We start from the raw sequence: 26701 nt of genomic DNA on the forward strand, positions 1-26701 counted from the left end.
GTTATTGTCCCAGCAGGGCGCGTGCGGTGCAAATATTATCTGGGCGAATAAAGTGGCTTTGGGAGCTCAATCGCTTTTCTGGCCGGGGCAAACGATTGAGTTGTAAACGGCTTGCACCCCAAATGGGGTAAAGCACGTATCTTGTTCGGCCGGCGCGCGGCAAAACCAAAATAGTGCTGGCAATCGAGGGGGGCGCTAACTAAAATGGACGTCCAGATGTAGATACCTCTACAATCATCCTATCATCACCCGGTTATTGCTGTGGCGATAACCCCAGACAAGCTGAGAATCCCATCATGGCAAAGCTGTTTACTTCCGAGTCGGTCTCCGAAGGCCATCCCGACAAGATTGCGGACCAGATCTCCGATGCGGTACTGGACGCCATCCTCAAGCAAGATACCAAGGCCCGTGTTGCCTGTGAGACCCTGGTCAAGACCGGAATGGTCATGGTGGCCGGTGAAGTAACCACCTCTGCCTGGGTTGATATCGAAGAGATAGTGCGCAACACAGTGCGTGACATCGGTTACACCCACTCCGACATGGGCTTCGACGCCGACTCCTGCGCCGTGCTGAACGCCATCGGCAAGCAGTCCCCTGACATCAACCAGGGTGTTGACCGCAGCGATCCGCTGGAGCAGGGCGCCGGTGACCAGGGCCTGATGTTCGGCTACGCCACCAACGAAACCGACGTGCTGATGCCCGCCCCCATCACCTATTCTCACCTGCTGGTGAAGCGTCAGGCCGAAGTGCGCAAGAACGGCACCCTGCCGTGGCTGCGTCCGGATGCCAAGAGCCAGCTGACCTTCGCCTACGACGACGCGGGCAAGATCCTGGGTGTGGATGCAGTTGTGCTCTCTACCCAGCACAGCGAGTCCATCAGCCACAAGGATCTGGTGGAAGCTGTGCGAGAAGAGATCATCAAGCCGGTGCTGCCGGCCGAGTGGATCACCAAGGACACCAAATACTTCATCAACCCGACCGGTCGTTTCGTCATCGGCGGCCCCATGGGTGACTGCGGTCTGACCGGTCGCAAGATCATCGTCGACACCTACGGCGGCATGGCCCGTCACGGTGGTGGCGCCTTCTCCGGCAAAGACCCGTCCAAGGTTGACCGCTCCGCCGCCTACGCCGCCCGCTACGTGGCCAAGAACATAGTCGCCGCCGGTCTGGCTGATCGCTGCGAGATCCAGATCTCCTACGCCATCGGCGTGGCCGAGCCGACCTCCATCAGCGTCGAGACCTTCGGCACCGCCAAGGTGGCCGAGGATCTGCTGGTCAAGCTGGTACGCGAGCACTTCGAACTGCGCCCGTACGGCCTGATCCAGATGCTGGATCTGAAGCGCCCCATCTACCAGGCTACCGCTGCCTACGGTCACTTCGGTCGCGAAGAGTTCCCCTGGGAGCAGACCGACAAGGCCGAGCTGCTGCGCTCCGCCGCTGGCCTCTAAGCCACTCAGTTGTGATAAAAGGGGAGCCTGGCTCCCCTTTTGCTTGTCTGCCGACCGACGGAAATCCCATGTCTGCCACCCCAGCTCATCTCGAACAACTGCTGCATCAGCGGGTCGACGCCTGTTTCGTGCAGGCCGAGGCGCGCCTCGGCCGTACCTTTGCCCGTCCGCGCATCCACTGCAACATGCGGGGCCGGGCGGCGGGCTCGGCGCGGCTGCAGACCTGGGAGCTGCGCTTCAACCCGGCCCTCTATCAGGCCAACCAGCAGGCGTTTCTGGACGAGGTGGTGCCCCACGAGGTGGCCCATCTGCTGGTCTATGCGCTCTGGGGCCAAGGGCGCGGCAAGGCACGGGTGCTGCCCCACGGCCAGCAGTGGCAGTCGATGATGCGCGAGCTGTTCGGCCTTGAGCCCAGAACCACCCACAGCTTCGATCTGACTGTGCTGGCCCAGCGCACTGTGCCCTATCGCTGTCACTGCCAGCAGCATCAGCTGTCGGTGCGCCGCCACAACAAGGTGGTGCGCGGCGAGGCCCGCTACCACTGCCGTCGCTGCAAGCAGCCGCTGGAACGGGAACGGCAGGTGCCTGCGCAGTAAGCCAGCCCGTGTCGCAACCCTGTGCTAGGGTGCCCCTCTCTTCATCCAACCACTTTATTGCCAAGGATCTTCATGTTTCGTCCCCTGTTTTCGTTCACCCTGGCCCTGTTGGTCAGCCTGCCCCTGCATGCCCAGACCTTTCGCGCCGCCAAGCAGGATCTGAACCGCCTCTATCAGGATCACCCGGTCACCTTCTACTGCGGCTGCAAGATTGAGTATCAGGGCAAGAAAATGAGCCCGGATCTGGCCAGCTGCGGCTATGAACCGCGCAAGCAGGCCAAGCGCGCCAACCGCATCGAGTGGGAACACGTGGTACCGGCCTGGGAATTCGGCCACCAGCTGCAGTGCTGGCAGCAGGGTGGTCGCAAGAACTGCGGCAAGAGCGACGAGTTCAACCAGATGGAGGGGGACATGCACAACCTCTTCCCCGCCATCGGCGAGGTGAACGGGGATCGCGCCAACTACCGCTTCTCCGACTGGAACGGCACCCCGGATCAGTACGGCCAGTGCCAGATGCTGGTGGATTTCAAGGCGCGTCAGGTACAGCCGCCCAAGGGGCTGGTACGGGGCCAGATCGCCCGCGCCTACCTCTACATGAGCCAGCAGTATGGGCTGCGCCTCGCGGCGCAACAGCGTAAACTGTTCGAAGCTTGGGACAGGCAGTACCCGGCCGATGGCTGGGAGTGCGAACGCAATCGCCGCATCGGCAAGTTGCAGGGCAATACCAATCCCTTCATTGAAAAGCAGTGCCAATAACCCCATTTGACAGGGAGGGATCACACTCCTCCCCTAACGAGACGCGTCAATAGTCGAGTGAGCCGTGAACCCGGCCTCGCAGCAAGACCTTGACGCGTTTCCAAGCAAGAGACTGACACTTAGCCATGCGCATTCCACGTATCTATGAAGCGGCCGCCCTGCAGGTTGGCCAGACCCTAGCCCTGTCGGAAGACGGCGCCAACCACATAGGCCGGGTGCTGCGCATGCAGCCGGGCCAGCAGCTGGAGCTGTTCAATGGCGACGGCAATCAATATGCCGCCACCATAGCCCTGGTCGGCAAGAAGTCGGTGGAGGTGACCATAGACGGCTGCGAGGCTCAATCTGTGGAGTCCCCCTTCGCCATCCATCTGGGCCAGGTGATCAGCCGGGGCGACAAGATGGACTTCACCATCCAGAAATCCGTCGAGCTGGGCGTCACCTGCATCACCCCGCTCTTCTCCGAGCGCTGCGGCGTCAAGCTGCCGGCGGACAGGCTGGAGAAGAAGCGCGAGCAGTGGCAGAAGGTGGTGATCAGCGCCTGCGAACAGTGCGGCCGCAACCTGGTGCCCGAAGTTCGGATGCCCATGGAGCTGGACGCCTGGCTGGCGGAAGAGACCAAAGAGCTCAAGCTCAACCTGCATCCGCGCGCCGAGTACAGCATCAGCACACTGCCGGTGCCGGAGCACGGGGTGCGCCTGCTGATAGGCCCGGAAGGGGGCTTGTCCGGCGACGAGATCGCCCGTACCGTGCAGGAAGGTTTCAAGGAGATGTTGCTGGGTCCGCGGGTGCTGCGCACCGAAACCGCCGCCCTGACCGCAATAACAGCGCTGCAGTGCCGCTTCGGCGATCTGGCCTGAAACGGGTTCTGACAATCTCAAACGCAATCGAGCTACCAGAAGGACATTCGGATGACCATTAAACTCGGCATAGTGATGGACCCCATCTCGGCCATCAATATCAAGAAGGACTCCAGCTTCGCCATGCTCGAAGAGGCGCAAAAGCGTGGCTATGAGCTCTTCTATCTGGAGATGTCGGATCTTTACATGGAGGCGGGCCGCGCCTTTGGCACCATGCGCCCGTTGACGGTCAAATATGACTACGCCGACTGGTTCAGCCTGGGCGAGGTGGTCGATCAGCCCCTCTCCACCCTGGACGTGATCCTGATGCGCAAGGATCCGCCGTTCGATACCGAGTTCATCTACGCCACCTACATGCTGGAGCGGGCCGAGGATGAGGGCTGCCTCATCGTCAACAAGCCGCAGAGCCTGCGCGACGCCAACGAGAAGCTCTACACAGCCTGGTTTGCCGAGCACACCCCGACCACCCTGGTGACCCGTCGCGCTGACAAGCTGCGCGCCTTCCACGCCCAGCACAAGGACGTGATCTTGAAGCCCTTGGACGGCATGGGCGGCGCCTCCATCTTCCGCATGAAGGAAGATGACGCCAACGTGGGGGTCATCATAGAGACGCTGACCGAACATGGGAGTCAGTACTGCATGGCCCAGACCTATCTGCCCGCCATCAAGGATGGCGACAAGCGGGTGCTGGTGGTGGACGGCGAACCGGTTCCCTACTGCCTGGCCCGCATTCCGGCGAAGGGGGAGACCCGTGGCAACCTGGCGGCCGGTGGCCGTGGCGAGGCGCGCCCCTTGAGCGAGGCGGACTGGGCCATCGCCCGCGCCGTCGGCCCGACCCTGAAAGAGAAGGGCCTCATCTTCGTCGGCCTCGACATCATAGGCGATCGGCTGACCGAGATTAACGTCACCAGCCCTACCTGCATCCGCGAGATCGAGGCTGCCTTCCCGGTACATATCACAGGCATGCTGATGGATGCCATCGAGCGTCGGCTGGCGAAAGCCTGAGTGGCCAGAAGCTAAACGGCAATAACAACAGAGGCGGCCCCGGGGCCGCCTCTGTTGTTTCTCCTGCCAGAACGCCGGGCACGCCCCTTAGCAACGGAACTGCCCCACCTTCACCTTGAGGTCGCTGGAGAGCTGCTCCAGCTCGTGGCAACTCTGATTCAGCTCGGAGGCCGCCGCCGTCGACTCGGTGGCAATGTGGGCGATATTGACCACGTTACGGCTGATGTCCTCCGCCACCTTGCTCTGCTCCTCCGCCGCCGTGGCGATCTGGGTGTTCATCTCGTTGATCACGTTGACCGAGCTCACTATCTCGCCGAGAGCCTGACCGCAGGCCAGCACGGTACGATTGGACTCTTCCACCTGACTCAGTCCCAGCTCCATGCTGGAAGCCGCCTGGGTGGCCCCCTGCTGCAGCTTGACTATGGTCTTGCCGATCTCTTCGGTCGAACGCTGCGTGCGCTGGGCCAGGGTACGCACCTCGTCGGCCACCACCGCAAAACCACGGCCCTGATCGCCGGCCCGCGCCGCCTCGATCGCCGCATTGAGCGCCAGCAGATTGGTCTGCTCGGCGATGCCGCGGATGGCATCCATCACGCTGCTGATATTGCGGCTGTCATCCGCCAGCTGGGTGATCATGGCGGCCGTGTTCTGGATCTGGGCGGAGAGACCGGACATGCGCAAGATGGCATCTTCGACTATGTGGTGACCGTGACGGGCGCTCTCGTCAGCATGGTGCGCCGCATCCGCGGCGGCGTTGGAGCTGTTCGCCACCTCGGCCACTGTGGCGCTCATCTGGTTCATGGCAGTCGCTGTCTGATCCGTCTCCGCCTGTTGCTGGGCGAAACGGCCCCGGCTCTGGGTACCGATATGGGCCAGGTGAGCCGACTCTTTGGCGAGCTGCTCCGCCATGCCGTTGATCTGGGTGATGAGGTCACGAAAATGACAGATCACCTCGTTGAGGGAGTGGGCCAGCCCGCCCATCTCGTCCTTGCGCAGCACGGGCGCCAGCTTGCTCAGGTCGAGATCCGTCTGCATGCCGCGCAAGATCCCGCCCATGGCCGCCAACGGCTGGCTGACGCTGCGCCCCGCCCACACGCCGAAGAACAGGATACAGGCGCCACCCACCACAAACAGCAGGATGAACAGCCGGATCAACTGCACCCTGAGCTCATTGAGCTCGGCCATGTTCTTCTCTGCCTCCTGCAACTGGTATTCCACCAGGGCGCTGACCCCGTCACTGACCGGGTCGATCACCCGATAGAGCGGCATGATATGAGCGGCCAGCTGGCCCTGGTTGTCACCTTGCATGCTTGCCAGTATCTGCATCACGGACTCAATTTCCCGATCCGCCGCCGCGAACAGCGCCTGCATCTTGTCGGCCTCCCGCTGCTCGGCCTGGCTCATCTCCTGACCGCGATACTCTCGCCAGATCCGGTTGATCTCCTGCTGGGCGGCGCTCATGTCCGCGCGCGACTTGGCGGGGTCAAAGCCCCCCACATTGGCCTTGTTGGCGGCGTCTATCACCTTGACCGCGTAGAGATCGGCAATCTGCTTGAGCTCCTTGAGCTGGACGACCTCCCCCTGATACATGGCATTCATGCCCGCCATCAACTGGGACATGGCCTGGGTCGCCCCTATCACCAGCAGCAGGAGCGTCAGCAGGGGAACCACACACCCCAGGATCAACTTCTGTCTGATCGAAATACCTTCCATGGCGTTCTCTCCATCCTGACAATGTCGCTGGACAGGACCGCAAGCGATAAAAAGCGGTTTTGCCCGACACAGTGAGCTGCCATAATTGACCCAAATACCTTTGCAATATTTGGCCCATATGCAAACACTGCAAAATCATTTCCTGCTCGCCATGCCGAGCCTCTCCGATCCCTATTTCGAGCGTTCGCTGGTCTACCTGTGCGAACACAACGAGGAGGGTGCCATGGGGCTGGTGGTCAACATACCGGTGGACATGTCGCTGGACGCCATGCTGACCCAGCTCAAGCTCGCCCCCCCGGCCAGCCCGGACCTCAAGCAGCCCGTGCTGCAAGGGGGGCCGGTACACGCCGATCGCGGTTTCGTGCTGCACAGCTTCCGCCCTGGGTTCAACTCAACCCTGCAGGTGGGGGATGAACTCATGGTCACCACTTCCAAGGATATACTGGAAACCCTGGGCACAGAGCAGGCCCCGGATCACTGGCTGGTGGCGCTCGGCTACGCCGGCTGGAGTGCGGGTCAACTGGAACAGGAGCTGGTGGACGGCGCCTGGCTGGTGATACCGCCCAACCCGGATCTGGTCTTCAAGACCCCGATCCATCAGCGCTGGCAGCAAGCAGCCGCCAGCATAGGGGTCAATCCCATTCATCTATCCAGCGACATCGGCCACAGCTGATGCCGTTTGCCACGCATTTTGCGATGCGTTTTGAGGAAACAATTCAATGTCATCACGCAGTATCATGGGCTTTGACTACGGCACCAAGAGCATAGGGGTCGCCATCGGCCAGGAGCTCACCGGCACGGCCCAGCCCCTGCGCGCCATCAAGGCCAACGACGGCGTCCCCAACTGGGACGATGTCGAGATGCTGCTCAAGGAGTGGCAGCCGGACCTGCTGGTGGTCGGCCTGCCGCTGAACATGGATGGCACAGAGCAGGAGATCACGGTACGGGCCCGCAAGTTCGGCAACCGTCTGCACGGCCGCTTCGGCAAGCAGGTGGAGTTCAAGGACGAGCGGCTCACCACCACGGATGCCCGCGCCCGCCTGTTTGAACGGGGTGGCTACAAGGCGCTCGACAAGGGCAGCGTGGACGGGGTCTCAGCCCAGCTTATCGTCGAAGCCTGGATGGAAGAGCAGTACGGTTGACCGGCAAGGGGGAGGCAGCGAACGCCTGCCTCCCCCTCATCACCTGCGTCAGGCCTTGGCCTGTTGCGGAAGCACATCCTCTTCATCCGCCGGGCCGGCATTCATCATGCGGTTGAGCCAGGGCACCATCAGCGCCATCACCACGGCCACCAGCAGCGTCGCCAGTCCTATCTTGCCAAACACATCCGTATAGATCGGCAGCGTCAGCAGTGGATCCGTCACCCCTTGCGGCACTGCGGTAAAGGTCGCCACATAGCCCCCCAGCAGGGATGCCATCGCCTGGGTCAGGAACCACATTCCCAGGATGAAGCCCATCAACCGCTGCGGCACCAGCGCCGCCACCATGGCCAGCCCCAGGGCGCTGATCATCAGCTCGCCCAGGCTCTGGAACAGATAGATAAGCACCATGAACCAGGGCGAGGTCAGCCCGCCGGCATCGGCAAACCAGATGCCCGCCGCCGCCGCGGTCAGGAAGCCAAGGGAGCAGAAGAACATGCCCAGGGTAAACTTGAGCGGCATGGTCAGATCCCGCCCCTGGCTGCCCATGCGGGTATAGATCATGGCCAGCACAGGGCTGCCCACCACCACCCAGAAGGGGTTCAGGGCCTGAAAACTGATCGGATTGACGGTAAAGCCCAGCATCTCGTGGTGCATGTTGTTGATGGCAAAGAAATTAAGCGAGGTCGGCATCTGGGCATAGAGCACGTAGAACACCACGGCCTCCAGCATCAGCACGAAGGCCACGTACATCTTGTTGCGGTGGATGCGATCCAGCTTGAACGCCTCGCGGAAGAAGAAAATCACCACCACCAGGGTCACCGTCATCAGCACCATGTTGGCGATCACCACGTGGTGCATCAGCCAGGCGCAGAAGAAGACCAGCGCCAACGCCCCCAGCAAGACCAGCAGCAGCTTGCCATAATCGAGCGGCAGATGATCCGGCTTCGAGCCTATGTCCCTGACCATGTTGCGGCAGGCAAAGAAGGTCAGCAGCGCTATGATGAGGCCGACCCCGCACAGGTTGTAGGTCACCGTATAGCCGTAATGATCGGCAATGACCGGGGCCAGCGAGAGGGATATCAGGGAGCCAATGTTGATCGACATGTAGAACAGGGTGAAGGCCCCGTCCAGACGGGGATCCCTTGGCCCATAGCACTTGGCGAGCAGGCTGGCCGGGTTGGCCTTGAACAGGCAGTTGCCCACGGCAATGGTGCCCAGGGCATAGAAGATGAGGTCGGGATTGTAGATCGACATGCCGGTCATGAAATAACCGATGACCAGCACTATGGCCCCCAATACCATGGTGCGCTTGGTGCCCAGAATATGGTCACCCACATAGCCGCCGACCGAGATCAACCCATATACCAGCGCCGAGAAGGCGCCGAAGGTAATAAACGACTGCTCCTGTGAAAAACCCAGTTGCTGGACAAAGAAAACCGCCAGGATGCCTTGTACGCCGTAATAGCCAAAGCGTTCCCAGAGTTCGACGAAGAAGATCATGAAAAACGGTTTGGGTTGCTGTAACAACCCGGTCGGGGCGGATGGATGCATACTAACCTACCTGTGTGTATGTTCTTTTATTCATGTCAAAGCGGCAGGATCCACGCATTGATGCGCAGTCCTGCGCCTGATATGTCATATGGGGCGACAGCCAGGTTTGACGAGATGAATATTCATCTACCCGCAGTCATGCTTATTTGGCCTGTATCAGGGTGCCTGTTTAAATATCGGAGGCGGACACTGAGTTCACTTGGCAAATGGCTAAATAGCGCGGCCTCGCGCAGACAGCATTGCCTGATCTCACCCGTGCCTCCTCTCCCCCGGATCAGGTTCCCTATTCTGATGTGATGGCGCCTGGTACCCCGCTCACCGGCTCGGCCAGCAGGCAAGGCCGCACTTCGCAACCAACCAGACAAGGTTAAAACCACACGTTCAAGGATTGGCATGCTATATCACTAGCATCTAACGAACTTAATGGTTGATCACACTAGAATATAACCAATTAATGACATTTTCTAATGAAACCGGATTACTTTTTGTAGCGCAAACAGCGCCATATGGGGCGTGAATTTTCGACCCTGACATGCCTGGCAAGCGAGCAGGTGGTATGGCGAACAGGGTGGCGGCAACCACCATCACTGACATGAAGAGAGGGGCAACAGACCCGTCATGACCCAGGTACTGACAAATACTGATACGCACCCGCGAGTATTAACCAATCTGGTCCGTTGACGCCCCCGGGTATATCAATTCCAATGGGCCGCCCGCATGATGTCGGGCGCTGTGGGAGTGAAACATGTATCAGTCATCGGATTTTGATATCGGCGGAGATCGACTCAGGATCAAGCGGGAGCAATATCCGCTCGCCAAAATAGTGAATATCAAGGCCAGACAATCCAGCCTGACCAAACAGCTGCTGCGGGCGGCCGGCATAGGCCTGATATTCTCCTTCGCCGTCTGGCTGCTGCCCCTGTTCAATACAGCGCCCGAGGTGACGACCATATTGGCCCCCCTGCTGTTTATTGCGGGCATGCTGTTTGCACTGCTGCAATACGCCAGATATGAATTGCTCATCGAGGTGCGACATGGGGATGAGACCGGCATTCAATGGGTCACTGTGGCCAGAAGCCGCCACCAGCAAGACTTCGCCCTGTTCCGGCAACAGGCGGATATTCTCACCCGTCGGCTGATGCAATAGTCCGGGCGCCTGACACGAATACGCCGGGGCAGCCCCGGCGTATTTCACGACATTTATCCATAGCCCCCTTGGCCGACAGACAGATGGATACGGCTGATCACAACGCCAGCTGGCTCAGGATGGCGTGGGCCGCCTTGACCCTGGCCTCGTTGGGATAGTTGCGGTTGGCCAGCATGACGATGCCGATTCCCTTGGCGGGCACGAACGCCACATAGGCGCCAAAGCCGTTGGTCGAGCCCGTCTTGTTGTAGAGTCGCGCCGACCCCGTCTCTTGGGACGCGGCAACAGGTTTGACCGGGTTGGCATTGTAAATCACCGCCGAGGAGTTGCCCGCCAGCAATGTCTGCTCGGTGACGGGATAGGCGTAACTCTCCCAGCCCAGTCCCTGGGTCATCTCCCCCACAGAGTAGAAACCTTTGTGGGTCAGCGCGATCGCGCTCTTGACCGCCTCATCCCCCTGATAGCCGATGTTGGCCTCGACAAATCTCAGCAGATCCGCCGAGCCGGTCTTGATGCCATAGGCCTCTGCCGCCAGCACGCCCGGATTGACCCTGATGGGCTTGTCTTCCTTCGAATAGCCATAGGCATAGTTCGCCATGGCCGCGTCGGGGACCTGAATATAGGTGTGGTGCAGACCCAGCCCAGGCAGCAGAGTCTGGCTCATCAGTTGCTCAAACGGCTGGCCCAGGCTGCTCGCCGCCAGGTGGCCGAACAGGCCTATGCTGGGGTTGGAATATTGGCGATGGCTGCCCGCCGGATAGGCCGGTGTCCAGTGCCGGTAATACGCCCGCATCTTGTCGCTCGAATCCACCTCGTCGGGGAACTGCAGCGGCAGGCCACCCGCGCTGTAGGTGGCGAGCTCAGCCATTGTGATGCCATCAAAGGCGGAGCCTTTGAGCCAGGGCGCATGCTGGCTCGCCTTGTCCTCCAGCTGAAAACCACCCTTGACCGAGGCATAGGCCCCCAGCGTCGCGGTCAGGGTCTTGCTGACCGAGCCAATCTCGAACAGGGTCTGCTCGCTGACGCGAGCACCGCTCTCCCGATCCGCCACCCCGTAGTTGAAATAGTGCGCCTTGCCATCCTTGAGCACGGCGACCGCCATGCCCGGAACCCTGTGCTCCTTGAGCAGAGGCTGGATGGCGCCGTCGACCACGGTCGTCAGGGGATCCGCCCCCTCGCCGTGGGACAGGGGGGAGAGCAGCAGGGCACTCAGTGCAAGCAGTGACACGGCAGTGTTTTGTTTCATTGGATGAGTCTCGCGATGGATAAAAGCGCCGGCATGGTGGCAGGCGCGGTCAAGGTGTGAGACCAGCATAACCGGCCAGCATGTGTCCACTGTGCGCCTGGGTGAAGTCTGTGTGAAGTCGCCCCCAAACATGACCCGTCTCAAGGGTTTATCCCGGAGTTGCCCGCCTTCTCCCGCCGCTGACGTATAAGCTGTAGGGGCGAAAGGAGACAAGGGAGGCGCGGGTGAAGGGACAAGAGCACATAGCACGACTGCTGGCGGCACTGGAGCAGGTGATCCTGGGCAAGCCGCTGCAACTCAAGATAGCCCTGGTGACCCTGCTGGCCCGTGGTCACCTGCTGATCGAGGATCTGCCCGGCATGGGCAAGACCACCCTGGCCCACGGGCTGGCGCAGGTGCTGGGGCTGGATTGTCGACGGGTGCAGTTCACCGCCGATCTGCTGCCGGCCGACCTGCTGGGGTTGCAGATCTTTGACCCCCACCAGCAGCAATTTCGCTTTCACCCCGGCCCCGTCTTTACCCAGGTGCTGCTGGCGGACGAGATCAACCGCGCCAGCCCCAAGGTGCAGAGCGCCCTGCTGGAGGCCATGGCCGAGGGCAAGGTGAGCATAGAGGGCCACACCCACCCGCTCCCCTCCCCCTTCTTCGTCATCGCCACCCAGAATCCGGCGGATCAGGCGGGCACCTATCCACTGCCGGAATCCCAGCTCGACCGCTTCGCCGTGCGGCTGTCGCTCGGCTTTCCACCACGGGAAGCGGAGCGTCAGCTGCTGCGCGGCCACCGCCAGAACCAACCCCTGACCCCGCAGTTGCATGCCACCGAGCTTGCTGCCCTGCAGGCCGAAGGGGATGCCATCCATGTCTCCGATGCCACCCTCGACTACCTGCTGGCGCTGGTGCAGCAGAGCCGTTTCGATGCCGAGTTGCCCCAGCCCCTCTCCCCCAGAGCGGCCCAGACCCTGCTGGCGGTGAGCCGAGCCTGGGCGCTGGTGGCGGGGCGCCGTTTCGTCACTGTGGAAGATGTGCAGGCCGTCTTCCCCTATGTGGCCGAGCACAGGCTCAGGGGCAGCTTCGGCGTGCAGCGCGGCGAGGCCTGCCCCCTGAGCCAGCGCCTGCTGGCCAGGGTCGATCCGGACAATCCTTGATGAGACGCTCCCTGATGGGCTGGCGCCAGTGGAGGGAGCGCTGGCAGAGATGCTGGCTGGCCCGCCGCATCCCCCCGGCCCGCCAGATGACCCTGGGGCCGCGCAGCCTGTTTATCCTGCCTACTCGCATGGGGCTGCTCTATCTGCTGGTGATGATCGCCATCTATCTGCTCGGCACCAACTACCAGAACAACCTGGTGCTGCTGGTATCTTATTGCCTCGGCAGCCTCTTCATGGCCGCCATGTGGCTCACCCATCGCAACCTGCTGGGGCTGGCATTGCTGGGAGGACCCGCTGTGCTGGGAGAGGCGGGCAGCCAGCTGCCCATGCGGGTGACGGTGCAGAGCCCACGCCCGGTGCAGGCGCTGCACTTCAGTCTCAACGAGGGGTCGCTCTGGCTGGCGCAGGCCGGCTCGACTCCCCAGTGCCTGACCCTGCCGGTGCAGGGCCTGCGACGGGGCCGTCTGCCATTGGGCCGCTTGCGGGTGGAGAGCCGCTACCCCCTCGGCCTGTTTCGCTGCTGGTCGCTGCTGGATCTGCAACTGGAGGCCTGGCTCTCCCCCAAGCCCCTGCATGGGCTGTTGCGAAGCGAGGAGCTGTCGGCTCAGCACGGCGCGCAGGGCCAGCCAGGCCCGGCCCCCCTTGGCGACTTTGACATGCTGCGGGCATACCAGAGTGGGGAGCCTTTCGGCCGGATCGCCTGGAAGCAGCTCGCCCAGGGACGCGGCCTGCTGGTCAAGCAGTTCCACGAGCCGAGGCAGGATGACACGCACCTCAGCCTGGCGCGGGTAACGGGCACGGATCTGGAGCAGCGGCTGGCGGTGCTGGCCTGGTGGTGTGGTGATTACGGCAGGCGGGGCATTCCCTTCACCCTGACTCTGGCGGGGCAGACGCTCGGCCCTGACTGTGGCCCCGCCTTTCTCCAGCGCTGCCAGCTGGCGCTGGCGAGCGTCGACAACCCGCAGGCTCAGGCAGACGAGGCCAGCCCGTATGCTGCTCGATAACCGGCGCCTGCTGCCCCTCATCGCCCTGCAACAGCTGCTGCTGGTGCTGGCACTCTGGCCCCAGCTGCAGCTCTGGATCGTCGCCGTCGGCGCCCTCACCCTGAGCGTGCGGGCCATGATGCTGTGGCGGGGCTGGCGCGCCCCCCCCGCTCGCGCACTGGCGCTGCTGGCCATCACCGGGGCCCTGCTGCTGGCCTGGCAGTGGCGGGCACTGGGCACCTTGCCGGCCCTCATCAACCTGCTCTGGCTCGGCTACAGCCTGAAGATCATAGAGGTGCGGCGGGAGCGGGATATAGAGCAGGTACTGCTGCTCGCCTTCTTTCTCATCGCACTGACGCTGGTGCAGCGCCAAAGCATGGGCTGGACCCTGACGATGGCGGGGGCACTCTGGCTGGCGGTGACGGCGCTGGTGACCGCCGTGGCCCCCGAACAGAAACAACCGTGGCGCAGCGCGGGTTTCTCGCTGCTGCTGGCCCTTCCCCTGCTGCTGACCCTGTTTCTGGTGCTGCCCAGGCTGCCGCCGCTCTGGCAGATGCCGACCACCAGCCGCGCCCTGTCGGGTCTTTCGGAAGAGGTGGCCCCCGGCGACATCAGCGAGCTGGTCAACTCTTCCGAGCTGGCCTTTCGTGTCACCTTTGCCGGCGGCCCGCCCCCCGCCAATGAGCGCTATTTTCCCGTGATGCGCCAGGAGCTGTTCGATGGCCGGCGCTGGCGGCTGAGCGCCGAGATCCGGCAGTGGCAACAAGCCCAACCCATGCAGACTGCGCCCCTTCAGGCCAGTACGGGGACCCTGCCTGGTGCCAGCTACGAGGTGATCGCCGAACCCCAGCGCCACCGCTGGACCCTGGCCCTGTCCAGGCCCAGGGTGGTGAGCGGCCCGGTGCAAGTCAGCCCACTCACCACCCTCTATCGCCGGGACCGGGGGGATCAAAGGATCAGCTACCGGGTCACCAGCGAGCCAACAGCGCCCAAGGCCGACCTCGCCGCCCGGCGGCTCAACCTGCAACTGCCCCCGGCCGGCAACCCCAGGGCCCGCGCCCATGCCCTCACCTTGGCAGCCCGTTATCCCGACCGGGCAGCGCTGGCCTCGGCCCTGCTCGATGAGTTTGGGCGCGAACCCTTTTACTACACACTGCAACCGCCGCCGCTGGGACCGGATGGGGTAGATGACTTCCTGTTCAACAGTCGGCGCGGCTTCTGTGGCCACTACGCCATGGCCACCGCCTTCGTGCTGCGGGCGGCCGGCATTCCGGCGCGACTGGTGACCGGCTATCTCGGCGGTGAGTGGAACCCCAGGGGCAACTACCTGGAGGTGCATCAGTTCGATGCCCACGCCTGGGTGGAATACCTGAATGAGCAGGGCGACTGGCAGCGGCTGGACCCCACGGCGGCGGTGGCACCGCAACGGATAGAGGGGGGCATGACGGCGGCCCTGAGCGACGAGTTCACCGCCGCCGATCCCCTCTCCTTGCAGCGCTATCGCAACTGGGCCCTGCTCAACCAGTTGCGCTGGTGGGGCGCCAATCTCGACTACCAGTGGACCCGGCGGGTGCTCAACTACGATGCCGCCCTGTTGTGGCAACAGGTGGGAGCGCGCTGGCCTGTGCTGGCCAGCCACACCGCCTGGCTGATCCTGGCCTGCCTGCTGGGGGTGGCCACCCTGGTGGGTACGCTGCTGTTGTGGCCGGGGCGGGCGCCGCCGCAACAGCGGCTGTGGCGCCCCCTGCGCCGGCGTGCCGCCCGCCAGGGGTGGCAACCCGCCGAGGGGGAGAGTCTGGCCAGCTGGTGCGCGCGGCTCGGCTCCCTTGTCCCTCTGCTGGCGCGGCCGCTGGCACGCTGCGCCTGGCTCTATCGGCGCTGGCGCTACGCCCCCCTCTCCCCGAGACAACGACAGCGGGTCTGGCAGCAACTGCAGCGACGGCTGCGCCAGACCTGCCGCGCATGGGATGGGCAGAGATAGCGCCGGGCGCCCATCAGGATCCCGCGCAAGCAAAAGGGGAGCCAGTGGCTCCCCTTGTTCATCAGGCAACAGCGCGCGTCAGGCTCAGGCCTGCTTGCTGCTCTGGGGCGGGTTGTCCCAGATCCCCTCTTCCAGCTGGCTGCGGATCTCGGGGTACTTGTTGGCATCGAAGGTGGGCACCTTGCCCAGCTTGAGCTGATCGTTGTAGTCCTTGGCCAGCTTGATGGCCACGCCGGAGAGCAGCAGTATGGCCACCAGGTTGACGATGGCCATCAGCCCCATGGAGACATCCGCCATGGCCCACACGGTCGGCAGCTCACCCACGGAACCGAACATCACCATGCCCAGCACGAACATCCGGAACAGCATCAGGCCGCCCTTGTGGTTGTGCTCCAGGAACACCAGGTTGGTCTCGGCGTAGGAGTAGTTCGCCACTATGGAGGTGAAGGCGAAGAAGAAGATGGCCGCCGCGATGAAGATGTTGCCACCGCCACCTATCTGGGAGGAGAGCGCCCGCTGGGTCAGCTCGACCCCTGTGATGCCGGAGCCAGGTTCAAACTGGCCGGACATCAGTATGATGGCCGCGGTACAGGTACAGATGACGATAGTGTCGAGGAAGACCCCCAGCATCTGCACATAGCCTTGCGAGGCCGGGTGCGGCGGATAGGGGGTCGCGGTCGCTGCGGCGTTGGGGGCTGAGCCCATACCGGCTTCGTTGGAGAAGAGACCGCGCTTGATGCCGTTGATCATCGCCTGGGAGATGGCGTAACCCATGGCGCCGGAACCCGCCTGCTCGATGCCGAAGGCCGACTTGATGATCAGCACAAACACCCCTGGCAGTTCGCTGATGTTCATCGCCACCACGAACAGCGCCATCAGTATGTAGGCCAGCGCCATGAAGGGCACCACCAGTTCGGCGAAGCGGGCTATGCCACGAATGCCACCGAAGATGATGAGGCCGGAGAGTACCACCAGCGCCAGGCCGGTCGCCCAGTCAGGAATGCCGAACGCCACGTTCATCGCCAGGCTGATGGAATTGGCCTGCACCGCGTTGAACACCAGGCCGAATGCCAGCAACAGACAGAGGGAGAACACCACCCCCATCCAGCGCATGCCGAGGCCGCGCTCCATGTAGTAGGCGGGGCCACCACGGTAGTTGCCATCCTCGTCCTTCACCTTGTAGAGCTGGGCCAGAGTGCTCTCCACGAAGGCAGTCGCCATGCCGATGAAGGCGATCAGCCACATCCAGAAGATGGCACCCGGGCCACCTAGGTAGATGGCCACGGCCACACCGGCCAGGTTGCCGGTACCCACGCGGGCGGCAAGGCTGGTACAGAGTGCCTGGAAGGAGGAGATGCCGGCCTTGTCCGATTTGCGGCTATTGCGCAACACGGAGAACATGTGGCCGAAATGGCGGATCTGGATAAAGCCCAGCCGGAAGGTAAAGAAGATGCCGACCCCGATGAGCAGGTAGATGAGCACGGCTCCCCACATCAGGTCGTTAATCATTGCGATCAAGGTGTCCATATGTCTCTCGTTGTTATCACATCCATGGCCAGTCTGCGCTGGCCCCTTGCTGTCTGTTTCTGAATTAGCGGTTCACTAAAGGGGCGGAATCTAGCATAGCGAGGGAGTTCAGAATAGTGATCGCGATCACTGAGAAAACAAAAAACGAGCTGTCCGGCGCAATAAAGCTTCATTTAACACGCAAATTTTCAACAAAACTTGAAACTCAATCAATCAGCCGACAAATTAGACCCAAAAGAGCACAACTTGGCAATTATCTACATAGAGGTAGATGCGTTCACGGGGAAGCAAATCAGGGCGCAAGCGTTTACCTGAAATGGATTTCAAAATGGCCCCATTTTGCCAAACGTTTTACACGTAATAAAATTTCAAGTGGCTGACCACACAATTTATGTGATCGATGACACAAAACCGATAATCAACCAAAAAAGTTGTTTTTATCGGGGGATAAATCCATTTGCTAAAAATGGATAAAAGTCGTTTTTTATCAATCACTTTTATCCACTTCTTCCCCGCGCCGCCGGCGACTGGCTGATAAGCATACAAGCCCCCCTATTGCAGGATGCGCCACATCCGTATTAATTAGGCAGGCAATGGCGATGGGCCTCCCCCATCGTGCTTTTCTGAGCCTGAGCCGCCGGGATTTTGTAATTTTATTTCAGAACTGTCGTCTCACGCCCGCAACCCCGGGATCCCTCCCTCATTAAGAGATGATATTTGCTATGGCCGATAAATTAACCCAGCTGAAAGCCCTGACCACAGTTGTCGCCGATACCGGTGATATCGAAGCCATCAAGCGCTACCAGCCCATCGATGCCACCACCAACCCCTCCCTGGTGTTGAAGGCATCCGAGATCCCCGAATACGCGGCGCTGATCGAAGACGCCATCAACTGGGCCAAAGCCCAGAGCCAGGACAAGGCACAGCAAATCATCGACGCGGGCGACAAGCTGGCGGTCAACATAGGTCTGGAAATCCTGAAAATCGTTCCGGGCCGCATCTCCACCGAAGTGGACGCCCGTCTCTCCTTCGATACCGCCGCCAGCATCGCCAAGGCCCGCAAACTGATCCGCCTCTACAACGAAGCCGGCATCAGCAATGATCGCATCCTGATCAAGCTGGCCTCCACCTGGGAAGGGATCCGTGCCGCCGAGGTGCTGGAGAAAGAGGGTATCCAGTGCAACCTGACCCTGCTGTTCTCCTTCGCCCAGGCCCGCGCCTGTGCCGAAGCCGGCGCCTTCCTGATCTCCCCGTTCGTGGGCCGCATCCTCGACTGGTACAAGGTCAAGCACAACCGTGACTACACCGCGAGCGAAGATCCGGGCGTGGTTTCCGTCACCGCCATCTACGACTACTACAAGCAGCACGACTACCCGACCGTGGTCATGGGTGCCAGCTTCCGCAACACAGGCGAGATCCTGGAACTGGCCGGTTGCGACCGCCTGACCATAGGCCCGGCCCTGCTGGAAGAGCTGAGCAAGACCGAAGGCGCCGTGGTACGCAAGCTGAACTACACAGGCGAGCGCAAAGCCAAACCGGCTCCGATGAGCGAGGCCGAATTCCGCTGGGAATTGAACCAGGACGCCATGGCCCACGAGAAGCTGGGCGAAGGGATCCGCATGTTCGCCATCGACCAGGGCAAGCTGGAAACCATGCTGGCCAGCCGCCTCTAATCAGGGCGCCAAGAGCAGACAAGAACCGGACTCCCGCGAGGGAGTCCGGTTTTTTTATGGGCGCTGGATCCCCTGTCATGAGTTCGTCACGAAAACGTTTTAATTTTAATGGCGTTATGTTATACGGGTGATGAAAACGAGAATAACCAAGGAGGGAGCCATGGAAATGTTCAACTTCGATTATGACGATGTGGTTGAGCTCGGTTCACGTAGCCGCGGGACAACGGGAAAGAAACGTAAATGGCGTGAGATTGAGGCGTTGAAAGACAAGCATCGCCTGCAGAAGGAGCTGCAATCCATCGACATCGCCTACGAAGGTCTCTCGGAAGAGATCGAACTGTAAAAACAGCGCCCCGGTTAACCGGGGCGCTGTTTTTTAGTGGCTTGTGACTGTCAGGAGGAGAGTGGCAACGACAGGCGTTTGGCCAGCTCCTGGAAGTGCTGGCTGATCTCGGCGCCAAACAGGGGATCCCCTATGGCCCGGTTATGCCAGATCTGCTCCAGGTGACGCCAATCGTCCTCGGTCAGCGAATCGCGCAGATGGGGGAAGATGACCCCCTCTTCATAGTTCATGTGCGCCTCTTGCAGCGCCACAAACTGCTCCAGCTTGGCCGTGAACTGATCCAGCGGGATGACGGCATCCATCAGTATCATCTCCACCATCTCCTTGAGCTCGGCACCGGCCTCCAGCAGTCTGGTGTGCTCCTCCTGCAACCGGTTGGCGACCTCGCCCTCCACCACCCGGTATTTAAGGTAGTAGTCGTAGATCATGTCCTCCTTCGGGTGGTGGTACTTGTCCGACACCTCCCGCAAATAATCCACCACGTCCCGGATCAGGAAGTAGCTGACCGGCTGTTCACTGCGAATGGCGGCAAGCTTGTTCTTGAGCAATTGCAACAGCTTGGCGATATTGAGGTGATCCTTATGCAGACTGGCTAACATGGGCACTCCTTGCACTGATTTGAGAAAGATCCTGTCTCGAGTATACGGTCATTTATTACGCTAACTTTGCACTCAATCAAATCTGACGCAGACAATCCCGGCTCATACCCCCTCCTTCAGATGACCTCGCTTGCCGCTTCCTGCCTGTCCGCAGACGACCAGAAACAGTGCGAGCCCTCTCGGGCTCGCACTGTCGGGGTCACATCAGTCTGGCCTGGGCCGGCTACTCGCAGACCGAATGCCAGTTGATGGGGCTCATCCCCTGCTGGGCCAGCAGACGGTTGGTTTCGGAGAAGTGGCCGCAACCTATGAAGCCGCGATGGGCGGAGAGCGGGCTGGGATGAGGGGCACTCAGCACGTGATGGCGCTGCCGATCGATGAAACGGCCCTTCTTCTGGGCATGAGCCCCCCACAACAGGAAGACAACCCCCTGACAGCTGGCGTTGATCTGCTCTATGACCCTGTCGGTGAAGGTTTCCCAGCCCAGATGGGCGTGAGAATGGGCCATGCCTGCCTGCACCGTCAGCACGGTATTGAGCAACAGCACGCCCTGCTGGGCCCAGGACTCCAGAAAACCGTGATTGGGTATGACAAAACCCGGCAGATCCCGCTGCATCTCCTTGTAGATGTTGACCAGCGAGGGAGGCGTGCGCACGCCGGGCAGCACGGAGAAGCAGAGGCCATGGGCCTGGTTCGGGCCGTGATATGGGTCCTGACCCAGGATCACCACCCTGACCCGATCCAGCTCGGTCAGCTTGAAGGCGTTGAACACCTCGGTTGCCGGGGGATAGATCAGCTTGCCCGCTTCCCGCTCACTCCTGACGGTCGCCAGGGTCGCCTTGAAATAGTCCTGCTCTTTCTCAGAGCCAATCACATCTGTCCAGCTCGGCACCCCAGCCTCCTCAATCAATGCGGCAGGATCAAACCCCTGCGGTCCTCTCCCTTTATCCTCTTTCTCCGAATCCAGTACATCTGTCCAGGTCAGCACCCCAATATCCTCAATTAATGCGGCAAGGGGCTCAGGATAGGGGGGCAGACCACAAGACGCAACCGCAGCGCCATCGGCTGAGCCCCATACGGCTGGTCGCTACAGCCACTATGCCCCCTCATCGAGAGCGGCAGAAAACGCGGGGGGCCGAACCTGCCCGCTTCGCCAAGTGTGCCAAGGCGGAGGGCCTCACCTTCCTCTGACCCCCTGCCGGCGGATCCGCTTCCTTTTATAGCGAAGACGAGAACCCTGGGTTGCCGGACGATGGACATCCAGCCCAGCACCCTGGCCCAGTCAGCCGGTGGGGCCGGCTGCGCCCTGACTTCCACGGAGTGAAATAGCCATAACATGTAGTTAAATTACTAGATTTAATTAATGAAAGATGCATAATTTGGATATCTTACATAATCAGAAAAATGACCTATTTTTGATTAATCTCAATAATTTAATCCCTACAGACAGGCGCAAATCGCGTATTTTTTGATTTAGATCAATTTTCGTATTATTACCATCGTGGTATATATGACCCAACAAAGTAAAGGTGTAAGGCAAGGGCCCTTTAAATCATCCCGGTGGTTTAAATACATCAGGGTAATTTCCTTACAGTTGAATCCGCTTTCCTATGAGGAGTCATACCATGATCAAGGGCATCCAAATCACCCAGTCCACCAACGCAGCACTGCTGAACTCTTTCTGGCTGCTGGACGAAGAGAAGCAACAGGCTCGTTGCATCTGCGCCAAGGGCGACACCTTCACCGCCGATCAGGAAGTCAGCGTCTCTGACCTGGGTCAGTTCGAATACCGTGAGCTGCCGGTTCAAGCCGAACCTGCCGTGGAAGGTGGTCAGCACCTGAACGTCAACGTGCTGCGTCGCGAGACCCTGGAAGACGCCATCGCCAACCCGGAGAAGTACCCGCAGCTGACCATACGTGTTTCCGGCTATGCCGTGCGCTTCAACGCACTGACCCCGGAACAGCAGCGTGACGTGGTCACCCGTACCTTTACCCAGAGCCTGTAATTCCCTCTGCGGTGATCTGCACCATGAAAAACGGCCCTCTCGGGCCGTTTTTTTATGTCTGACTGTCCGCCCCTGGCTGGCCTATGGGCCAGTGCCTGCGGACGGCAAATCTGGCTCTGGCAGGGCCCGGGGCATGACAGGCATGCCGCAGGCCCGCTCGTCGCTATCCCTGTTGATCCACCTTCTGGGCCGACGATCCCAGCACCTCGTGCATCTGCTGTTCATCGAGCTGATCGCAGTAACGGGCCACCACCACGGTAGCTACCCCGTTGCCGATCAGGTTGGTCAGGGCACGCGCCTCCGACATGAAGCGATCTATGCCGAGGATCAGCGCCAACCCGGCGAGCGGCAGGTGCCCCACCGCCGAGATGGTGGCCGCCAGCACGATGAAGCCACTGCCGGTGACGCCGGCCGCCCCTTTCGACGAGATGAGCAGCACCACCAGCAGGGTGATCTGCTGGAACAGATCCAGCGGCGTGTTGGTCGCCTGGGCGATGAAGATGGCCGCCATGGTCAGATAGATGGAGGTGCCATCCAGGTTGAAGGAGTAACCGGTCGGGATCACCAGCCCCACTACCGACTTCTTGCAGCCGAGCGCCTCCATCTTGACCAGCATGCGCGGCAACACGGATTCGGAAGAGGAGGTTCCCAGCACGATCAGCAGCTCTTCCTTGATGTAGGAAATAAAGCGCAGGATGCTGAAACCATTCGCCCTGGCGATGCTGCCCAACACCAGAAAAATGAACAGCAGACAGGTCATATAGAAGCAGGCGATCAATTGGCCCAGCTGGATCAGCGAGCCAATACCGTATTTCCCTATGGTAAAGGCCATGGCTCCAAATGCCCCGACCGGTGCCAGTCGCATGATCATGTTGATGATGCCGAAAATAACCTGGGAGAAGCTGTCGATGACATTGAAGATTAATTTTCCCTTCTCGCCAATATGATGCAGGGAGAAACCAAACAGCACAGCAAACAGCAACACCTGGAGAATATTGCCGCTGGCAAAGGCGCCGATCACGCTGCCCGGGATCACGTCAAGCAGGAAGGCGATGATGCCCTGCGACTTGGCCTGCTCGGCATAGGCCGAGATGGAACTGGCGTCCAGCGTGGCGGGGTCCACGTTCATGCCCACCCCGGGCTGCAACAGGTTGACCACGCACAGCCCAATGACCAGCGCTATGGTGCTCACCACTTCAAAGTAGAGCAGCGCTATGGCACCGGTTTTCCCCACCGCCTTCATGCTCTCCATGCCGGCGATACCTGTCACCACGGTACAGAAAATAACGGGGGCTATGATCATCTTGATTAATTTAACGAAGCCATCACCCAGTGGTTTCATATCCGCCCCGAGGTCGGGATAGACGTGTCCCAGAAATACCCCCAGGGTGATCGCAAGCAGCACCTGGAAATAAAGGCTGCTGAATATTTTCTTTCGCATTATTAACGTCCTGTTAATTAATCGACATCTCATATGGCAGAAATAAGCATGCAGGGAGCCGTAACGAGAGATCATAGTTCTCTCGCCAGCTTCATGCTATTTCGTCATCGTAACGGCGCCACTTTCACACGTTATAAGAAGCAATTAAGAGACATTAATCACACAACACATTTAACATCATTAACACCACGGCAACCGTGATATATTTAGTCGATGATTTATTTAAGACCTCAATGACAACGCCCCGGATATAAAAATGCCCCGCATGGCGGGGCATTTTGCATCACGACACAGGCGCCATGGATCAGGCGGAGGTATCGAGGGGCTCGAAGCCCTTGATGAGATCGTCGATCGCCTTCATCTGCTTGAGGAAACCTTCCAGCTTCTCCAGCGGCAGGGCACTCGGGCCATCGCAACGGGCCACTTTCGGGTCCGGGTGTGACTCGATGAACAGGCCGGCCAGGCCGACCGCCATGCCGGCACGGGCCAGCTCGGTCACCTGATCCCGACGGCCACCCGAGGCAGCCCCCAGCGGATCGCGGCACTGCAATGAGTGGGTCACGTCGAAGATCACCGGATAGCCGCCTGTGCTCTTCTTCATCACCCCCAGACCCAGCATGTCCACCACCAGGTTGTCATAACCGAAGTTGGCACCGCGCTCGCACAGGATCAGCTGATCGTTGCCGCACTCCTCGAACTTGTCGGTGATGTTCTTCATCTGGCTTGGGCTCAGGAACTGCGGTTTCTTGATGTTGATAACGTTGCCGGTGCGGGCCATGGCCTCTACCAGATCGGTCTGGCGCGCCAGGAAGGCGGGCAGCTGGATAACGTCAACCACTTCGGCCACCGGCTTGGCCTGATGAACCTCGTGCAGATCCGAGATGACCGGCATGCCGAAGGTCGCTTTCAGTTCCTGGAAGATCTTCATCCCCTCTTCCAGGCCCGGGCCGCGGTAGGAGTGGATGGAGGAGCGATTGGCCTTGTCCCAGCTCGCCTTGAACACGAATGGTATGCCCAGCTTGCTGGTCACTTCCACGTACTTCTCGCACACCGCCATCGCCATGTCGCGGGATTCCAGCACGTTCATGCCACCGAACAGCACGAACGGTTTGTCGTTGGCTACATCGATGTCATTGATCTTGATATTCTTCTGTTCCATCTCAGGCATCCTTAAGTGAAGGGGCTTGAATCCAAATTAGTCCGCTGCGCCTTGGGCACACCGGCCTTGATACTCTTCTGTTTCAGTTCCCAGCCATCCTTGAGTGAAGGGGCTTGAATCCAAATTAGTCCGCTGCGCCTTGGCACACCGGCCTTGATACTCTTCTGTTTCAGTTCCCGGCCATCCTTGAGTGAAGGGGCCAGGGGCTTGAATCCCAGTTGGTCCGTTGCAGCTCCCGGCCCTTTAATGGAGGGGCTTGGGGCTCAGATCCAGCGCGGCCAGTTGCACCTTGAGCACATCGGCCACAGGATCGTCCGGACATTGTTCAATAAAGTATTCAAAATCGTCGGCGGCGAAGCGCGGGCAGTCGAGCTGCTCGTAGATGAAACCGCGATCCCGCGTCTCCAGCGGATCGCCAGGCTTCATGCGCAGCAGCAGTTCGCTGCAGCGCAGCGCTTCCGTCATGCGATCTTCCCGCAGCAGGGCACCCTTGCTGACGTTGAGCAGCCGCTCGATGATCTCCCACTGGCCCGAGGGCTGCAGGTGTTCGGAGGTCAGGGTGGCCAGATTGCCAAGGGCGCCGCGCAGCAGCAGCTCGATGCGGTGCAGACTCAACTCGTCGCCGGTGAAGGGGTCCACATAGACCTCGCCTTCGCTGCCGGCGAAGCTAACCAGGAAGTGACCGGGGAAGCAGATCCCCTCCACATCCAGCCCGAGCTTGCGGCCAAGCTGTATGATGAGGATGCCGAGGCTGACCGGAATGCCCTGCTTGCGGGCGAGCACCTGAGCCAGATCGCAATTGGCGGCGGAGAAATAATCCTGCCAGTCACCGTGAAAACCCAGGGTCTGGTAGAAGCCCTGCAGCAGCTGACGACGCACCTCGTCGCAGTTACCCTCGTCGATCGTCTCGTCCAGCCAGGCATCGAGCCGGGCCAGCTCGGCATCGCCACGGCCGCCGATACCATGGATCTCGTCGCTCACCGACAACGCCAGCTCGGCGATGTCGTGGGCCTCGAAATCGGTCCATTCGTCTACGCGTATCATAGTCATCATCCTTAACCGAACAGACCGGCCTGCTTCTGCAGCGCAAGCTTGGCGATAAAGAAGAGCCAACCCAGGGCGCCGAGGAAGGCAAACCAGCGGATACCCTTGTTGCGGGCCAGCCGCAGCGCCATCATGGCCAAAAAGGCCACCACCAGGATGGCGGTCAGCTTCTCGCTGAGCCAGGGGGCGGCGTTGTTGAGCGGATTGAGATCCAGCACCATGCACAGCAGCACGCCGGAGAGCACCACCAGCCCATTCAACCAGCCGCTCAGTTGCAGGACCCGGCTGCCATAGGCGCCGGCCGCCCCCTTCTGAACCCAGTAAAAACGCAGCATAAACATCAGCACGGCCGAGACGATCAGCACCAGATGCAGATGTTTGAGAGCAACATACATAACATGTCCTTGAACAGAGGCAGGCCGGGCCCGCCCGTCATCATCACCGAGCCAGGCACCCCAGGGTCACCCGCTCGTTATCGCCGTAATCGCGCACGGTTTCCACCTGGCTGTAGCCGTGCTGCAGCAGGAGTTGACGCACCGCCTCGCCCTGTTGCCAGCCGTGCTCCAGCAGGAGCCAGCCACCGGGCAGCAGATGGGCCGGCGCACCGGCCACTATCAGCCGGATATCCGCCAACCCCTGCTCATCGGCCACCAGGGCGGAGCGCGGTTCGAAACGCACATCTCCCTCAGCCAGATGGGGGTCGGCGCCGTCGATGTAGGGCGGATTGGAGACGATCATGGCAAAGCGCGGCGCGCCCGATAGCGGTTCAAACCAGCTGCCATCGCGCACCGTGATGGGCAACCCCAGCGCGGCGCTGTTGACGCGCGCCAGTGCGGCCGCCTCCGGCATCCTATCCACCGCCCATACATCGGCATCCGGTCGCTCCGACTTGAGCGCCAGTGCGATGGCCCCTGTGCCTGTGCCGAGATCCAGCAAGGTACAAGGCGCCTGATCCAGCGCGGCTGGCCTTGGGGGCAAGCGCGCCAGCGCCTGCTCCACCAGTACCTCGGTGTCGGGGCGCGGGATCAGGGTGGCCGGGCTCACCTTGAGCGGCAGCGACCAGAACTCCCGCTCGCCGATGAGGTGGGCTATGGGCTCGCCGTTGAGACGACGGCTCAGCCAGTCTTGCAGCCTTGCCTGCTGGGCGGCGTCAAGCTCACGCTCCGGCCAGGTCATCAGATAGCTGCGCCGGCAACCGAGCAGATGGCAGAGCAGCACGTCGGCGTCGGCGCGGGGAGACTCGCCCCCGGCCAGAGTCGCCATTATGTGGGCGCGAGCCTGCTGGATCTGCATCAGCGGCACGCCACCGCCGTGACGGCGATATCTGCACAAACGGGCT

Annotated in this window: 26 protein-coding genes; 15 read left to right on the forward strand and 11 right to left on the reverse strand. The window is 60.9% G+C overall.

Annotation, left to right across the window (positions count from 1 at the left end; genetic code table 11):
* Positions 1-296: 296 nt before the first annotated feature.
* From metK to gshB, 5 genes are all read left to right on the forward strand, one after another.
* Positions 297-1448: a methionine adenosyltransferase gene (metK, locus tag AACQ95_RS09825; RefSeq protein WP_043135581.1), complete on the forward strand. Its 1152-nt coding sequence runs from the start codon at positions 297-299 to the stop codon at positions 1446-1448.
* Positions 1449-1516: 68 nt separating this feature from the next.
* The gene (locus AACQ95_RS09830) at positions 1517-2044 is read left to right on the forward strand and encodes a SprT family zinc-dependent metalloprotease (RefSeq protein ID WP_241278474.1); all 528 of its coding nucleotides are present in this window, start codon (positions 1517-1519) and stop codon (positions 2042-2044) included.
* 72 nt (positions 2045-2116) lie between these two features.
* Positions 2117-2800: an endonuclease gene (locus AACQ95_RS09835; RefSeq protein WP_043135585.1), complete on the forward strand. Its 684-nt coding sequence runs from the start codon at positions 2117-2119 to the stop codon at positions 2798-2800.
* A 125-nt stretch (positions 2801-2925) separates the two neighbouring features.
* Positions 2926-3657 (forward strand): 16S rRNA (uracil(1498)-N(3))-methyltransferase, encoded by a 732-nt coding sequence (gene rsmE / locus AACQ95_RS09840; protein WP_043135587.1) that lies wholly within the window; start codon positions 2926-2928, stop codon positions 3655-3657.
* Positions 3658-3708: 51 nt separating this feature from the next.
* Positions 3709-4662: a glutathione synthase gene (gene gshB, locus AACQ95_RS09845; RefSeq protein WP_241278475.1), complete on the forward strand. Its 954-nt coding sequence runs from the start codon at positions 3709-3711 to the stop codon at positions 4660-4662.
* 87 nt (positions 4663-4749) lie between these two features.
* Here gshB and AACQ95_RS09850 read toward each other — a convergent pair whose 3' ends face one another.
* Positions 4750-6375, reverse strand: a complete 1626-nt coding sequence (locus AACQ95_RS09850; protein ID WP_103471026.1) for a methyl-accepting chemotaxis protein — start codon at positions 6373-6375, stop codon at positions 4750-4752.
* 118 nt (positions 6376-6493) lie between these two features.
* Here AACQ95_RS09850 and AACQ95_RS09855 point away from each other — a divergent pair, with 118 nt between their 5' ends.
* Both AACQ95_RS09855 and ruvX read left to right on the forward strand, forming a co-directional pair.
* Entirely contained in the window at positions 6494-7048 is a 555-nt protein-coding gene (locus AACQ95_RS09855; RefSeq protein WP_042037546.1) for a YqgE/AlgH family protein, read from the forward strand.
* A gap of 46 nt (positions 7049-7094) precedes the next feature.
* A complete protein-coding gene (gene ruvX / locus AACQ95_RS09860; RefSeq protein WP_241278476.1) occupies positions 7095-7517 on the forward strand; it encodes a Holliday junction resolvase RuvX in 423 nt (140 codons plus the stop codon).
* Between the two features lie 48 nt (positions 7518-7565).
* Here the strand turns inward: ruvX and dtpB are convergent, their stop codons facing one another.
* Entirely contained in the window at positions 7566-9068 is a 1503-nt protein-coding gene (gene dtpB / locus AACQ95_RS09865) for a dipeptide/tripeptide permease DtpB (protein WP_241278477.1), read from the reverse strand.
* A gap of 745 nt (positions 9069-9813) precedes the next feature.
* Between dtpB and AACQ95_RS09870 the strand changes: the two genes are divergently transcribed.
* Positions 9814-10215 carry a DUF6232 family protein gene (locus AACQ95_RS09870; protein WP_098983053.1) on the forward strand — a complete coding sequence of 134 codons (402 nt, stop codon included), beginning with the start codon at positions 9814-9816 and terminating at the stop codon, positions 10213-10215.
* Between the two features lie 97 nt (positions 10216-10312).
* Here AACQ95_RS09870 and ampC read toward each other — a convergent pair whose 3' ends face one another.
* Positions 10313-11461, reverse strand: a complete 1149-nt coding sequence (gene ampC, locus AACQ95_RS09875; protein WP_241278478.1) for an FOX/MOX family class C beta-lactamase — start codon at positions 11459-11461, stop codon at positions 10313-10315.
* Positions 11462-11685: 224 nt separating this feature from the next.
* On the opposite strand from ampC, the gene AACQ95_RS09880 reads away from it, so the two are divergent.
* The 3 genes from AACQ95_RS09880 to AACQ95_RS09890 are packed head-to-tail and all read left to right on the forward strand — an operon-like array spanning position 11686 to position 15570.
* On the forward strand, positions 11686-12606 hold the full coding sequence (locus AACQ95_RS09880) for an AAA family ATPase (RefSeq protein WP_241278479.1): 921 nt from the start codon (positions 11686-11688) through the stop codon (positions 12604-12606).
* Positions 12607-12620: 14 nt separating this feature from the next.
* Positions 12621-13610, forward strand: a complete 990-nt coding sequence (locus AACQ95_RS09885) for a DUF58 domain-containing protein (RefSeq protein ID WP_241278667.1) — start codon at positions 12621-12623, stop codon at positions 13608-13610.
* On the forward strand, positions 13597-15570 hold the full coding sequence (locus AACQ95_RS09890; protein ID WP_241278480.1) for a transglutaminase TgpA family protein: 1974 nt from the start codon (positions 13597-13599) through the stop codon (positions 15568-15570). Before AACQ95_RS09885 ends, AACQ95_RS09890 begins: the two co-directional genes overlap by 14 nt.
* Before the next feature lie 84 nt (positions 15571-15654).
* Here the strand turns inward: AACQ95_RS09890 and AACQ95_RS09895 are convergent, their stop codons facing one another.
* The gene (locus AACQ95_RS09895; protein ID WP_043135606.1) at positions 15655-17097 is read right to left on the reverse strand and encodes an alanine/glycine:cation symporter family protein; all 1443 of its coding nucleotides are present in this window, start codon (positions 17095-17097) and stop codon (positions 15655-15657) included.
* Positions 17098-17213: 116 nt separating this feature from the next.
* On the opposite strand from AACQ95_RS09895, the gene AACQ95_RS09900 reads away from it, so the two are divergent.
* The 3 genes from AACQ95_RS09900 (at position 17214) to AACQ95_RS09910 (ending at position 19113) form a co-directional block, all read left to right on the forward strand.
* Positions 17214-17477: a hypothetical protein gene (locus AACQ95_RS09900; RefSeq protein ID WP_241278481.1), complete on the forward strand. Its 264-nt coding sequence runs from the start codon at positions 17214-17216 to the stop codon at positions 17475-17477.
* 342 nt (positions 17478-17819) lie between these two features.
* Entirely contained in the window at positions 17820-18770 is a 951-nt protein-coding gene (gene tal, locus AACQ95_RS09905; protein WP_241278482.1) for a transaldolase, read from the forward strand.
* Positions 18771-18930: 160 nt separating this feature from the next.
* On the forward strand, positions 18931-19113 hold the full coding sequence (locus AACQ95_RS09910; protein WP_042867775.1) for a DUF3545 family protein: 183 nt from the start codon (positions 18931-18933) through the stop codon (positions 19111-19113).
* A 50-nt stretch (positions 19114-19163) separates the two neighbouring features.
* Here the strand turns inward: AACQ95_RS09910 and AACQ95_RS09915 are convergent, their stop codons facing one another.
* Together AACQ95_RS09915 and ung are read right to left on the reverse strand one after the other, a co-directional pair.
* Positions 19164-19712 (reverse strand): hemerythrin domain-containing protein, encoded by a 549-nt coding sequence (locus tag AACQ95_RS09915; RefSeq protein ID WP_043555223.1) that lies wholly within the window; start codon positions 19710-19712, stop codon positions 19164-19166.
* Positions 19713-19935: 223 nt separating this feature from the next.
* Positions 19936-20604, reverse strand: a complete 669-nt coding sequence (ung, locus tag AACQ95_RS09920; protein WP_241278483.1) for a uracil-DNA glycosylase — start codon at positions 20602-20604, stop codon at positions 19936-19938.
* Between the two features lie 733 nt (positions 20605-21337).
* Here ung and grcA point away from each other — a divergent pair.
* Complete coding sequence (gene grcA / locus AACQ95_RS09925; protein ID WP_042867771.1) at positions 21338-21718, forward strand: autonomous glycyl radical cofactor GrcA; 381 nt, start codon at positions 21338-21340, stop codon at positions 21716-21718.
* 163 nt (positions 21719-21881) lie between these two features.
* Here the strand turns inward: grcA and AACQ95_RS09930 are convergent, their stop codons facing one another.
* From AACQ95_RS09930 to prmC, 5 genes are all read right to left on the reverse strand, one after another.
* A complete protein-coding gene (locus tag AACQ95_RS09930) occupies positions 21882-23159 on the reverse strand; it encodes a dicarboxylate/amino acid:cation symporter (RefSeq protein WP_241278484.1) in 1278 nt (425 codons plus the stop codon).
* A 304-nt stretch (positions 23160-23463) separates the two neighbouring features.
* Positions 23464-24318 carry a 3-deoxy-8-phosphooctulonate synthase gene (kdsA, locus tag AACQ95_RS09935; protein WP_042037513.1) on the reverse strand — a complete coding sequence of 285 codons (855 nt, stop codon included), beginning with the start codon at positions 24316-24318 and terminating at the stop codon, positions 23464-23466.
* Between the two features lie 243 nt (positions 24319-24561).
* Complete coding sequence (locus AACQ95_RS09940) at positions 24562-25362, reverse strand: SirB1 family protein (protein WP_103471016.1); 801 nt, start codon at positions 25360-25362, stop codon at positions 24562-24564.
* An 11-nt stretch (positions 25363-25373) separates the two neighbouring features.
* Positions 25374-25757: a SirB2 family protein gene (locus AACQ95_RS09945; RefSeq protein ID WP_241278485.1), complete on the reverse strand. Its 384-nt coding sequence runs from the start codon at positions 25755-25757 to the stop codon at positions 25374-25376.
* Positions 25758-25800: 43 nt separating this feature from the next.
* Positions 25801-26655: a peptide chain release factor N(5)-glutamine methyltransferase gene (prmC, locus tag AACQ95_RS09950; RefSeq protein ID WP_043135779.1), complete on the reverse strand. Its 855-nt coding sequence runs from the start codon at positions 26653-26655 to the stop codon at positions 25801-25803.
* Positions 26656-26701 lie beyond the last annotated feature (46 nt).

The sequence above is a fragment of the Aeromonas sp. MR19 genome (assembly GCF_963899305.1).
In the GTDB taxonomy this organism is placed as follows: domain Bacteria; phylum Pseudomonadota; class Gammaproteobacteria; order Enterobacterales; family Aeromonadaceae; genus Aeromonas; species Aeromonas bestiarum.

What these genes read in the sequence shown, in the direction of transcription:
- dtpB (WP_241278477.1), bottom strand. Translation starts at nt 9,068, where the DNA reads ATGCATCCATCCGCCCCGACCGGGTTGTTACAGCAACCCAAACCGTTT.
- ampC (WP_241278478.1), bottom strand. Translation starts at nt 11,461, where the DNA reads ATGAAACAAAACACTGCCGTGTCACTGCTTGCACTGAGTGCCCTGCTG.
- gshB (WP_241278475.1), top strand. Translation starts at nt 3,709, where the DNA reads ATGACCATTAAACTCGGCATAGTGATGGACCCCATCTCGGCCATCAAT.
- AACQ95_RS09830 (WP_241278474.1), top strand. Translation starts at nt 1,517, where the DNA reads ATGTCTGCCACCCCAGCTCATCTCGAACAACTGCTGCATCAGCGGGTC.
- AACQ95_RS09835 (WP_043135585.1), top strand. Translation starts at nt 2,117, where the DNA reads ATGTTTCGTCCCCTGTTTTCGTTCACCCTGGCCCTGTTGGTCAGCCTG.
- AACQ95_RS09870 (WP_098983053.1), top strand. Translation starts at nt 9,814, where the DNA reads ATGTATCAGTCATCGGATTTTGATATCGGCGGAGATCGACTCAGGATC.
- prmC (WP_043135779.1), bottom strand. Translation starts at nt 26,655, where the DNA reads ATGCAGATCCAGCAGGCTCGCGCCCACATAATGGCGACTCTGGCCGGG.
- AACQ95_RS09855 (WP_042037546.1), top strand. Translation starts at nt 6,494, where the DNA reads ATGCAAACACTGCAAAATCATTTCCTGCTCGCCATGCCGAGCCTCTCC.
- kdsA (WP_042037513.1), bottom strand. Translation starts at nt 24,318, where the DNA reads ATGGAACAGAAGAATATCAAGATCAATGACATCGATGTAGCCAACGAC.
- AACQ95_RS09940 (WP_103471016.1), bottom strand. Translation starts at nt 25,362, where the DNA reads ATGATACGCGTAGACGAATGGACCGATTTCGAGGCCCACGACATCGCC.
- AACQ95_RS09895 (WP_043135606.1), bottom strand. Translation starts at nt 17,097, where the DNA reads ATGGACACCTTGATCGCAATGATTAACGACCTGATGTGGGGAGCCGTG.
- AACQ95_RS09915 (WP_043555223.1), bottom strand. Translation starts at nt 19,712, where the DNA reads ATGTTAGCCAGTCTGCATAAGGATCACCTCAATATCGCCAAGCTGTTG.
- AACQ95_RS09850 (WP_103471026.1), bottom strand. Translation starts at nt 6,375, where the DNA reads ATGGAAGGTATTTCGATCAGACAGAAGTTGATCCTGGGGTGTGTGGTT.
- AACQ95_RS09930 (WP_241278484.1), bottom strand. Translation starts at nt 23,159, where the DNA reads ATGCGAAAGAAAATATTCAGCAGCCTTTATTTCCAGGTGCTGCTTGCG.
- AACQ95_RS09910 (WP_042867775.1), top strand. Translation starts at nt 18,931, where the DNA reads ATGGAAATGTTCAACTTCGATTATGACGATGTGGTTGAGCTCGGTTCA.
- AACQ95_RS09885 (WP_241278667.1), top strand. Translation starts at nt 12,621, where the DNA reads ATGGGCTGGCGCCAGTGGAGGGAGCGCTGGCAGAGATGCTGGCTGGCC.
- tal (WP_241278482.1), top strand. Translation starts at nt 17,820, where the DNA reads ATGGCCGATAAATTAACCCAGCTGAAAGCCCTGACCACAGTTGTCGCC.
- ruvX (WP_241278476.1), top strand. Translation starts at nt 7,095, where the DNA reads ATGTCATCACGCAGTATCATGGGCTTTGACTACGGCACCAAGAGCATA.
- AACQ95_RS09890 (WP_241278480.1), top strand. Translation starts at nt 13,597, where the DNA reads ATGCTGCTCGATAACCGGCGCCTGCTGCCCCTCATCGCCCTGCAACAG.
- metK (WP_043135581.1), top strand. Translation starts at nt 297, where the DNA reads ATGGCAAAGCTGTTTACTTCCGAGTCGGTCTCCGAAGGCCATCCCGAC.
- rsmE (WP_043135587.1), top strand. Translation starts at nt 2,926, where the DNA reads ATGCGCATTCCACGTATCTATGAAGCGGCCGCCCTGCAGGTTGGCCAG.
- AACQ95_RS09945 (WP_241278485.1), bottom strand. Translation starts at nt 25,757, where the DNA reads ATGTATGTTGCTCTCAAACATCTGCATCTGGTGCTGATCGTCTCGGCC.
- grcA (WP_042867771.1), top strand. Translation starts at nt 21,338, where the DNA reads ATGATCAAGGGCATCCAAATCACCCAGTCCACCAACGCAGCACTGCTG.